Origin of the sequence: Phaeovulum sp. (assembly GCF_041596715.1) — a bacterium.
In the GTDB taxonomy this organism is placed as follows: domain Bacteria; phylum Pseudomonadota; class Alphaproteobacteria; order Rhodobacterales; family Rhodobacteraceae; genus UBA6213.
This window is the reverse complement of record NZ_JBFHIA010000259.1, coordinates 1-4,085: the sequence shown is the minus strand read 5'-3', so window position 1 is coordinate 4,085 and position 4,085 is coordinate 1. Positions and strand designations below refer to the sequence as shown.

Sequence of the window (4,085 nt, the reverse complement as noted above, 5' to 3'; positions counted from 1 at the left end):
GATTAGAAGTCAGGTGCTCTATCCAGTTGAGCTACGGGACCGATTGCGCCCTTTTCCTATGGCAGGCATCGGCGCGCAAGCCCTTCAAAGCATGCGGGTCATGAAGGTGCTCATCGGGTCGGGCCCATAGCCCTCGAAGGGCCCACATTCCACAAAGCCCGCCTTGGCATACAGCATACGCGCCGCGGCAAAGCTTGGTTGCGCGCCGGTTTCAAGGCTCAGCCGCGAAAATCCTGCCGCGCGCGCCTCGGCCACCAGATGATCCAGCATCAGCCGCGCCAACCCGCGCCCGCGCGCCTCGTGCAGAATATGCATCGACTTGATTTCCGCATGTTGCGCATCGATCCGCTTGAAGGCACCCATGCCCAGCGCCGCGCCCGCCTCGCGCAGCACGAAAAAGCTGATCCCCGGCGTGGCCAAGGCGCTTGCGGGCAGCATGTGGATGCTTTCGGGCGGCGTGTCGGCGTGCATCGCTTCGGTGTGGCGCGCGTGCAGCAACGCAAGATCGGCCCCCAACGGGCTTTCCTGCGCAATTGTCAGGCCGTCCAGCGCGGTCATTGCGCAAACATCGCTGTTACGTCGAGCCCGTTGACCATGCCCTGCCCCGGCTCCTTTGTGCCTATGTTCCAACTCGGGCTTCCATCCGCTTCGGATCTTCCAAGCCCTTTGAGCACAGGCACGGCACCCGCCGCCATCTCGGGTGTAGCCGGTTCTGCGATTGCGCCAGCGACCGGCATACCCAATGCCGAAACCGCGCCCGGCACAAATCTGAAACCCATGCGAAACCCCATGCCCACGCCGCGCGTCATCGCGGGCTCATGCCGAGTAAAACGCCAAAGCCGCGTCAGTTCAATCCGGCTTCGGCTGGCGTCAGTGGGTCCAGACGGTGCGGCGGTTGGTGGCAAAGTTGTCGCCATAGCCACCGGGGCGGATGTTTGCCGCGCGCTTGTGCGGTGCGTGCACCACGGCGTCGATGCCGTTGGCGCGCGCATAGGCTTCGGCGGCTTCGCGGCTGTCAAAGGTCAGCCGCACTTGCGTCTGCGTGTCGCCTGATCCGGTCCAGCCCATCAGCGGGTCAATCGCGCGCGCCTCAGAGGGGGCATAGTCCAGCACCCAAATCTTGGTCTTTGCCGCGCCTGATTGCATGGCGTTCCGGGCAGGCTGATAGATACGCGCGCGCATTGCGATACTCCCGTCAAATCAGTTGCCCCGTTATCGTGAAGGGCGAACCAAAGTGCAAGCCCTGCTGCGCGCGCAGGCGGCGGTGCGACGCTTTGTGTCGATCACGGGTAAGATAGCTGCCGACCGTGCGGGGAGCGAGGGGTGGGGGTGGTGCAACGGTCGGCAGCCCATTGCTGCTTGCCCGCAAACCATACGGCGCGGACGCATACTCCGGCAAGCATATTCCCCCCTATAGGCTTGGAATAATTCATAAAATTGCGATCATATCTTAACCGCACGATAACCTTTCCCATAACCCCTTGCATGTGAACAAAAACAGATCAAATCTTGGGGGCACCAAGAGGATGCCATGCCCCACAATAACGACAACACGCCCCGCCCCCGCCCCGAGGTTCTGACCCGGCCGAAACTTGAAGGCGGGCGGCGGTTCGTGATGCACACCGATTACACCGCCGCAGGCGACCAGCCCTCGGCGATTGCAGAGCTTTCGGCCAACATCGTTGCGGGCGAACGCAATCAGGTGCTTTTGGGTGCCACCGGCACAGGCAAGACATTCACCATGGCCAAGGTCATCGAAGAAACCCAGCGCCCGGCAATCATCCTTGCCCCCAACAAGACCCTCGCAGCTCAGCTTTATGGCGAGTTCAAAAGTTTCTTTCCCGAAAACTCGGTCGAGTATTTCGTTTCCTACTACGACTATTACCAGCCCGAAGCCTATGTCGCGCGCACCGATACCTACATAGAAAAAGAAAGCCAGATCAACGAACAGATCGACCGTATGCGCCACTCGGCCACGCGCGCGCTTTTAGAACGCGATGACGTGATCATCGTCGCCTCGGTCTCGTGCATCTACGGTATCGGGTCGGTCGAAACCTATTCGGCGATGACGCAAGATCTGGTGGTGGGCCAAGCCTACGAGCAGCGCAAGTTTCTGGCCGAGCTTGTGGCGCAGGCCTACAAACGGCTCGACGCTGCCTTCGCGCGCGGCTCGTTTCGGGTCAAGGGCGATACCGTCGATCTCTGGCCCGCGCACCTTGAAGACCGCGCTTGGCGATTTTCCTTCTTTGGCGAAGAGCTTGAAAGCATTACAGAGTTTGACCCGCTTACCGGCACCAAGACCGACACTTTCGACAAAATCCGCATCTATGCCAACAGCCACTACGTCACCCCGCGCCCGACGCTGCGCCAAGCGATCAAGGGCATCAAGGCCGAACTGGTGCTGCGCCTTGCGCAACTGACCGGCGAGGGCAAGCTGCTAGAGGCGCAGCGTCTGGAACAGCGCTGCAACTTCGATCTGGAAATGCTCGAGGCGACAGGCGTCTGTAACGGCATCGAAAACTATAGCCGCTACCTCACAGGTCGCGCGCCGGGCGAACCACCGCCAACCCTGTTCGAGTTCATCCCCGATAACGCGATCGTCTTTGCCGATGAATCCCACGTTTCGGTGCCGCAAATCGGCGGCATGTACAAAGGCGACTTCCGCCGCAAGATGACCCTAGCCGAACACGGCTTCCGCCTGCCCTCCTGCACAGATAACCGGCCACTAAAGTTCGAGGAATGGGATGCGATGCGCCCGCAATCGGTGTTTGTGTCCGCCACCCCCGCCGCGTGGGAGTTGGAACAGGCGGGCGGCGTGTTCACCGAACAGGTAATCCGCCCGACCGGGCTTATCGATCCGCAGATCGAAATCCGCCCGGTCGAAACCCAAGTCGATGACCTGCTCGATGAAATCCGCCGGGTCGCGGCGCGTGGGTTGCGGGTGCTGGTCACCACGCTGACCAAGCGCATGGCGGAAGACCTGACCGAATACCTGCACGAACAGGGTATCCGCGTGCGCTACATGCACTCTGACATCGACACGATCGAGCGGATCGAGATTCTGCGCGATCTGCGGCTTGGGGCGTTTGACGTGCTGGTGGGCATCAACCTTTTGCGCGAGGGCCTCGATATTCCAGAATGTGGCCTAGTAGCCATTCTCGATGCCGATAAAGAAGGCTTCCTGCGCTCGGAAACTTCGCTGATCCAGACCATCGGGCGCGCCTCGCGCAACGTCGAGGGCCGCGTCATCATGTATGCCGACCGCATCACCGGCAGCATGGAACGCGCGATCAACGAAACCGACCGCCGCCGGACCCGGCAGGTGGCCTATAACGAAGCGCACGGCATCACCCCGCAAACCATCCGCCGCAATATCGACGACGTGATGGCAGGCCAGTTCAAGGGCGATACCGACATGGCCCGCGTTACCGCCCGCGTCGAACGCCCGCTGGTAGGTGCCAACCTCGCCGCGCATCTGGAAGCAATGCGCCTTGCCATGCGCAAGGCCGCCGAGAACCTCGAGTTCGAAGAGGCCGCAAGACTGCGCGACGAGGTGCGACGCTTGGAGGCGGTAGAACTCGCAATCTCTGATGACCCGCTTGCCCGGCAGTCAGAAATAGAGGCCGCAGCAGAAAATGCGGTGAAGGGGGGCGGACGCTCAACAGGTGGGCGGCCCGGGCAAAGGGGTGGGAAAAGGGGCGGAAGGGCGAGGTGACGGAAAATCCAATTGGTTGAGCGACGATTAAGCCTCATGCGCCGCTTCAGAAATGGCATGGCCGAAAAATAGCCGCAGCCACTAGTATCCCCACCCGGCCCCCATTGCACCGGGCAGCGCCCGGCCCGCCCGCACGGGGCGCTGCCCTTTGTTCCTGTTCGCCCCACCGATGCCGTACTCCGCGCCAACGCTCCGCGCCTTCGCCCAACGCTTGACACCCAACCTCACCGCCTCGCGCCGCGCAAACCTGCCGCCAATTCCTTGCCAAATGCTTAACGAAAAACTCGAACCGCAACCAATTCAAACCCTTGGCTCGCGTATCACGCGTGATACGCGCCGCCCCGAAAGCGTTGATTTTCATTCCTAGCCG

The 4,085-nt window shown here is 61.5% G+C and carries 4 protein-coding genes; 1 reads left to right on the top strand and 3 read right to left on the bottom strand.

From position 1 onward, the window contains the following. Positions 1-84: 84 nt before the first annotated feature. The 3 genes from ABY403_RS14195 to ABY403_RS14185 all read right to left on the bottom strand — a co-directional run bounded on the left by ABY403_RS14195 (position 85) and on the right by ABY403_RS14185 (position 1,182). Complete coding sequence (locus tag ABY403_RS14195) at positions 85-558, bottom strand: GNAT family N-acetyltransferase (RefSeq protein ID WP_372841480.1); 474 nt, start codon at positions 556-558, stop codon at positions 85-87. After that, on the bottom strand, positions 555-809 hold the full coding sequence (locus ABY403_RS14190; RefSeq protein WP_372841479.1) for a hypothetical protein: 255 nt from the start codon (positions 807-809) through the stop codon (positions 555-557). The genes ABY403_RS14195 and ABY403_RS14190 overlap by 4 nt, the downstream gene beginning before the upstream one ends. A gap of 61 nt (positions 810-870) precedes the next feature. Continuing rightward, positions 871-1,182, bottom strand: a complete 312-nt coding sequence (locus tag ABY403_RS14185) for an ETC complex I subunit (protein ID WP_372841478.1) — start codon at positions 1,180-1,182, stop codon at positions 871-873. Between the two features lie 349 nt (positions 1,183-1,531). Here ABY403_RS14185 and uvrB point away from each other — a divergent pair, with 349 nt between their 5' ends. Continuing rightward, positions 1,532-3,715, top strand: coding sequence for an excinuclease ABC subunit UvrB (gene uvrB, locus ABY403_RS14180; protein WP_372841477.1), 2,184 nt, complete (start codon positions 1,532-1,534; stop codon positions 3,713-3,715). Positions 3,716-4,085 lie beyond the last annotated feature (370 nt).

What these genes read in the sequence shown, in the direction of transcription:
- ABY403_RS14195 (WP_372841480.1), bottom strand. Translation starts at nt 558, where the DNA reads ATGACCGCGCTGGACGGCCTGACAATTGCGCAGGAAAGCCCGTTGGGG.
- ABY403_RS14190 (WP_372841479.1), bottom strand. Translation starts at nt 809, where the DNA reads ATGACGCGCGGCGTGGGCATGGGGTTTCGCATGGGTTTCAGATTTGTG.
- ABY403_RS14185 (WP_372841478.1), bottom strand. Translation starts at nt 1,182, where the DNA reads ATGCGCGCGCGTATCTATCAGCCTGCCCGGAACGCCATGCAATCAGGC.
- uvrB (WP_372841477.1), top strand. Translation starts at nt 1,532, where the DNA reads ATGCCCCACAATAACGACAACACGCCCCGCCCCCGCCCCGAGGTTCTG.